The organism is Kitasatospora sp. MY 5-36, assembly GCF_001182915.1.
GTDB lineage: Bacteria > Actinomycetota > Actinomycetes > Streptomycetales > Streptomycetaceae > Kitasatospora.
Map to the genome: position 1 here is coordinate 1 of NZ_LFVW01000760.1, position 4,790 is coordinate 4,790.

Genomic DNA, 4,790 nt, shown 5'->3' on the forward strand with positions numbered 1-4,790 from the left:
CACCGCCGGCAGGTGGCGCAGCGAGCTGCGGGTCAGCCGGCGGCGGACCTGCTGGCGCACCTCCGAGCCGATCGCCAGCGCGGCGAAGCCAGCCGGGCGCACCAGCAGGCCCGCGTCGATCCCGCGGCGGTTGGCCCAGGCGCCGAGGTAGGCGCCGGCCCGCTGGGTGGCGGTGCCCTGCGCCGGGGTGCCGTAGACCTCGTGCAGCTCGGCGATCAGCTTGATCTCCACGGCCGCGACTGCGAGCGTCTCGGCCGCGATCTCCAGCGGCATCGCGGGCGGCACCGGCAGCATCGCCGCCGCGCCGACGCCCGCGCCGAGCGCGCCGGAGGCCCGGACGGCGCCGGTGACCAGCAGGTCGGCCAGCTGCTCCGGGAAGGCCGCGTCGGGGTGCTGCGCCCGCAGGGTGGCCAGGTCGCGCACCGGGATCCGCGGCGCGGTCCGCACCAGCTGGTCGGTCAGCGCCTTGCCGCCGAACGCGGCGCCCTTGGCCGCTCCCCTGGCCGCCCCCTTGGCGGCGACCCGGCCGCCGTGGCCGAGCAGCCGGGCGGTGTGCAGGACCACGGCCCGACCGCGGCCGCGCTGCCTCGCCGCGTACGCGGCGACCGGGCCCCGGCCGACGGGCTGCTCGGACTCCTCGACCAGTTCGGCGAGCCGCTCGCCCAGGTCGGGCTCGGCCGGGTCGGATCCGGGACGCGGCCGGAAGCGGTCCGGCCTGCGGAAGACTGCCATGGGCTCCGGTACCCCTTTCGCGAGGACGGCACGGCCCGGGGCCGCCTACTCGGCGACCACCACCCCGCGCCAGAAGGCCACCCGGCCGCGCACGTGCTCGGCCTCGGGCTTCGGGTCGGTGTAGTACCAGACGGCGTCCGGGTTGGTCCGCCCGTCCACCTCCAGGCTGTAGTAGCCGGCGGTGCCCTTCCAACCGCACACCGTGGTGGTCTCCGAGGGGCGCAGGTACTCGGTGCGCACCGCCTCGGCCGGGAAGTAGTGGTTGCCCTCGACGACGACGGTGTCGTCGCTCTCGGCGATGACGACGCCCTGCCAACTCGCTGTGGTCATACCGCGATTGTGCCCGACGGACGGAATCCGCGCCGGGGTTCCGAGTGCCCGCCCAGGGTTCCGGGCGGTCAGGGCAGCGGGTGGGCGTGCACCGGCAGGTGCGGGCTCTGGTGGCCGCCGCTGGCGAGGATCCGGACCTCGCCGGCGTCGCTGATCTCCGCCCGGACGATGCCGCTCTCGTCCTCGTACACCGGGTGGCCGCCCGGACCGGTCGCGTCGGTGCGGGTGACCACCACGACGTCCTGCGGGGCCTGGGTGCCCGGGGTGCCGGGGAAGGTGAGGGCGTAACGCTCGGCGTGGCTCATCACAGCTGCTCCTGCCTACCCGGCGACCTCGGCCGGCACGGCGGCCCGGGCTTGCGGGCCGCGGACCTCCAGCTCGGCGAGCAGCCGGGCGGTGGCCTCCGCGACGGCGTCCACCGCCCGGTCGAAGGCCTCCCGGTTGTGCGCCGCGGGGGCGCGGAACCCGGACACCTTGCGGACGTACTGGAGGGCTGCGGCGTGGAAGTCCTCCTCGTCGGCGTCCGGCGTGACGGGAGGTCGCAGCGTCTTGATGTTGCGGCACATGCTCCCAGTCTCGCGCGCGGGAGCCGCGTCGGCGACCCCCTTTCGTCAGCCGGCGACGCCCTTTCGTCACACGCACCTCACGGCGCCGTCATCCGGCCGGATTAGGATTCCGGACGAACGAATTCATCCCGCCGTCCTTCCCGCCTTCATCCCGCCGCGCGCTTCCCCGGTCCGTCGGCATCACTCCGGAGTCACCCCCTTGCCTCTCGCGCTGCTCGCGCTGGCCGTCACCGCGTTCGCCATCGGAACCACCGAATTCGCCGCCATGGGGCTGCTCCCCCAGGTCGCCGACAGTCTCCACGTCTCCATCCCGCAGGCGGGCTGGCTGATCTCCGCGTACGCGCTGGGGGTGGTGGTCGGCGCGCCGCTGCTGACCGCGCTGGCCGCCGGACGGCCGCGCAAGGCGGTGCTGGTGGCGCTGGCCGCGCTGTTCGCGACCGGCAACCTGCTGTGCGCGGTGGCCCCGGACTTCTGGACGCTGGCCGCCGCCCGGCTGATCACCGGGCTGCCGCACGGCGCCTTCTTCGGAGCGGGCGCGGTGGCGGCGGCCGAGCTGGTCGCGCCGGACCGGCGGGCCCGGGCGGTGGCCGTGATGTTCTCCGGACTGACCGTCGCCAACATCGTCGGCGTCCCGGCCGCCACCCTGCTCGGCCAGCACCTGGGCTGGCGGGCGACCATGCTGGTGGTCGTGCTGATCGCGGCCGCCGGCACGGTCGCCATCGCCCGGCTGGTGCCCGCGCTCCCCTCCTCCGGCCAGTCCGGCCTCCGGCACGAGCTGCGGGCCTTCCGCAGCGGCCAGCTCTGGCTGGCGCTGGCCACCGTGGTGTTCGGCTGCGGCGGCTTCTTCGCCTGCTACAGCTACATCGCGCCGCTGCTCACCGAGGTCTCCGGGTACGCGACCGGCTCGGTGACCCTGGTGCTGGCGCTGTTCGGGGTCGGTATGACGATCGGCAACGTGCTGGGCGGGTTCGCCGCCGACCGGGCGCTGCGCCCCACCGTCTGCGCGGCCTTCGTGCTGCTCTCCGCCACCCTGGCGCTGTTCGCGCTGACCGCGCACGCCCGCTGGTCGGCGGCCGTCACGGTGGTGCTGATCGGGCTGTTCGGCTTCGCGATCGTGCCGGCCGTGCAGACCCTGGTGCTCCAGAAGGCGCGCAGCGCGCCGACCCTCGCCTCGGCGACCGTCCAGGGCGCCTTCAACCTGGCCAACGCCCAGGGCGCGTACTTCGGCGGGCTGGCGCTGGACGCCGGGCTCGGCTGGACCGCGCCGACGCTGGTCGGCGCCGTCCTGGCGGCCGCGGGCGCGGTGGTCGCGGTGCTCGCCTGGGCGGCCGACCGCCGCCGGCCCGCCCCGGTGGCGACGGAACCGGCGGCCGCGGCAGCGATGACCACGGCCTAGCCGGGCAGCCGCTAGATCTCCCGGTGGGCGTCGGCGAGCAGCTGGTAGCCGGCGCCGTTGGCCTTGATGCCGGTCTTCTCGTCCTCGGTCAGCTCGCGGCGGACCTTGGCCGGGACGCCGGCGACCAGCGAGCCGGGCGGGACGACCATGCCCTGCGGCACCACCGCGCCGGCCGCGACCAGCGAGCCGGTGCCGATCCGGGCGCCGTTGAGCACGGTGGCGTTCATGCCCACCAGGACGTCGTCCTCGACCGTGCAGCCGTGCAGCACGGCGTTGTGGCCGACCGAGATCCGCTCGCCGACCACCAGCGGGAAGCCGGGGTCGGCGTGCAGGGTGCAGTTGTCCTGGATGTTGCTGCCCGCGCCGACGCTGATCGACTCGGCGTCGCCGCGCAGCACCGCGCCGTACCAGACGCTCGCGCCGGCGGCGACGGTCACGTCCCCGACCACGACGGCGTTCGGCGCCACGAAGGCGCCCGGGTCGACGGCGGGCACCCGGCCCCCGACTGCGGCGATCAGCGGCTCTGCCATGGGTCGTCCTCCTGTGACGGTCGGCGGTTCTGTCGCCGGTCAGCGTAGGGGGTCGGTCACGGTGCCATGCGGGCGAGGTCGGGTGCCGCGGCCGCCGCCTGGGCGCCGCACAGGGCGGTCGTGGTCACCTTGCGCCAGGCGGTGTTGGCGGCGTCCGGGTCCGGGGCGTCGTAGAAGGTGGTGTCGGCGGCGAACGAGCGGCTGCCGTCCGGGGCGGCGAGCATCATCGTGCTGTAGCCGGGGATGCCGCCGGCGTGGCCCCAGAACGGGCCGCAGGGGGTGTCCAGGCGCTGGAGGCCGAGGCCGTACGTCCGGCCCTCGCCGTGGTCGGTGGTCCGCTTCATCGCGGCGAGTTCGGCCGGGCGCAGCAGGCGGCCGCCGAGCAGGGCGTCGAGGAAGGCGGTCAGGTCGGTGGTGGTGGAGATGCCGCCGCCGGCCGAGCCGGCCATGGACGGGTTGAGCACGGTGACGTCGGCCGGACCGGTGTCCGTCCTGACGTAGCCGTGGGCGTGCGGGCCGGGGATGAACGGGAGGTCGCCGGGCATCCAGGTGCCGGTGAGCCGCAGCGGGCGGATGATCCGGCGGGTGACCTCGTCGTTCCAGCTGTGGCCGGTGAGCTTCTCGATGATCATCCCGACCAGGATGTAGTTGGTGTTGGAGTACTGCCATCCCTCGCCGGGGGCGAAGTCCGGCGGGTAGGTGTTCGCGAGGTCCACCAGGTCCCGCAGCCGGTAGGACTTGTAGCGGCGGTCGGCCAGCCAGTCCCGGTCGACCTCGAAGGCCCGGTCCCGGGTGTAGTCGGCGACGCCGCTGGTGTGGTCGAGCAGTTGCCGGACGGTGATCGCGGTGCTGTTCGGGACGATGCCCGGCAGCAGGCACTCCAGGCGGTCGTCGAGGTCCAGCCGGTGCTCGCCGACGAGTTGGAGCAGGGTGGTGGCGACGAAGGTCTTGGTGGCGCTGCCGATCCGGAACGCGCCCTCCGGGTCGGCGGGTTCGCCGGTGCCGAGTTCGGCGACGCCGGTGGCGTTGCGCCAGACCAGCCGGCCGTTCTCGCGGACGGCGGCGAGGGCGGAGGTCGAGTAGCCGGGGTCGGTCATCCCGGCGAGGGCGGCGTCGGCGGCCGTCCAGTCGCCGCGCCGTTCGGCGGCGCCGTCGGTGCCCGTGCCATCGCCGGGCGTGCCGCCGGTGACCGAGAGGTGCACGGCGCCGTGGCAGCCCGGGACCGGCGGCAAGCCG

At 75.1% G+C, this 4,790-nt stretch carries 7 protein-coding genes; 1 reads left to right on the top strand and 6 read right to left on the bottom strand.

What is annotated here, in order from left to right:
- The 4 genes from AE652_RS35375 to AE652_RS35390 form a co-directional block, all read right to left on the bottom strand.
- A partial coding sequence (locus tag AE652_RS35375) for a hypothetical protein (RefSeq protein WP_053112448.1) occupies positions 1 to 732 on the bottom strand: 732 nt, incomplete at its 3' end.
- Positions 733 to 777: 45 nt separating this feature from the next.
- Entirely contained in the window at positions 778 to 1,062 is a 285-nt protein-coding gene (locus AE652_RS35380) for a DUF427 domain-containing protein (protein ID WP_049659097.1), read from the bottom strand.
- A gap of 68 nt (positions 1,063 to 1,130) precedes the next feature.
- A complete protein-coding gene (locus tag AE652_RS35385) occupies positions 1,131 to 1,367 on the bottom strand; it encodes a DUF6296 family protein (protein ID WP_049659098.1) in 237 nt (78 codons plus the stop codon).
- 15 nt (positions 1,368 to 1,382) lie between these two features.
- The gene (locus AE652_RS35390; RefSeq protein ID WP_049659099.1) at positions 1,383 to 1,628 is read right to left on the bottom strand and encodes a DUF2277 domain-containing protein; all 246 of its coding nucleotides are present in this window, start codon (positions 1,626 to 1,628) and stop codon (positions 1,383 to 1,385) included.
- Between the two features lie 199 nt (positions 1,629 to 1,827).
- Between AE652_RS35390 and AE652_RS35395 the strand changes: the two genes are divergently transcribed.
- Entirely contained in the window at positions 1,828 to 3,024 is a 1,197-nt protein-coding gene (locus tag AE652_RS35395; RefSeq protein WP_049659100.1) for an MFS transporter, read from the top strand.
- 11 nt (positions 3,025 to 3,035) lie between these two features.
- Here the strand turns inward: AE652_RS35395 and AE652_RS35400 are convergent, their stop codons facing one another.
- Positions 3,036 to 3,554, bottom strand: a complete 519-nt coding sequence (locus AE652_RS35400; RefSeq protein WP_049659101.1) for a gamma carbonic anhydrase family protein — start codon at positions 3,552 to 3,554, stop codon at positions 3,036 to 3,038.
- Positions 3,555 to 3,610: 56 nt separating this feature from the next.
- Positions 3,611 to 4,790: serine hydrolase (locus tag AE652_RS35405; RefSeq protein ID WP_234348659.1), on the bottom strand; the 1,180-nt coding region annotated here is incomplete at its 5' end.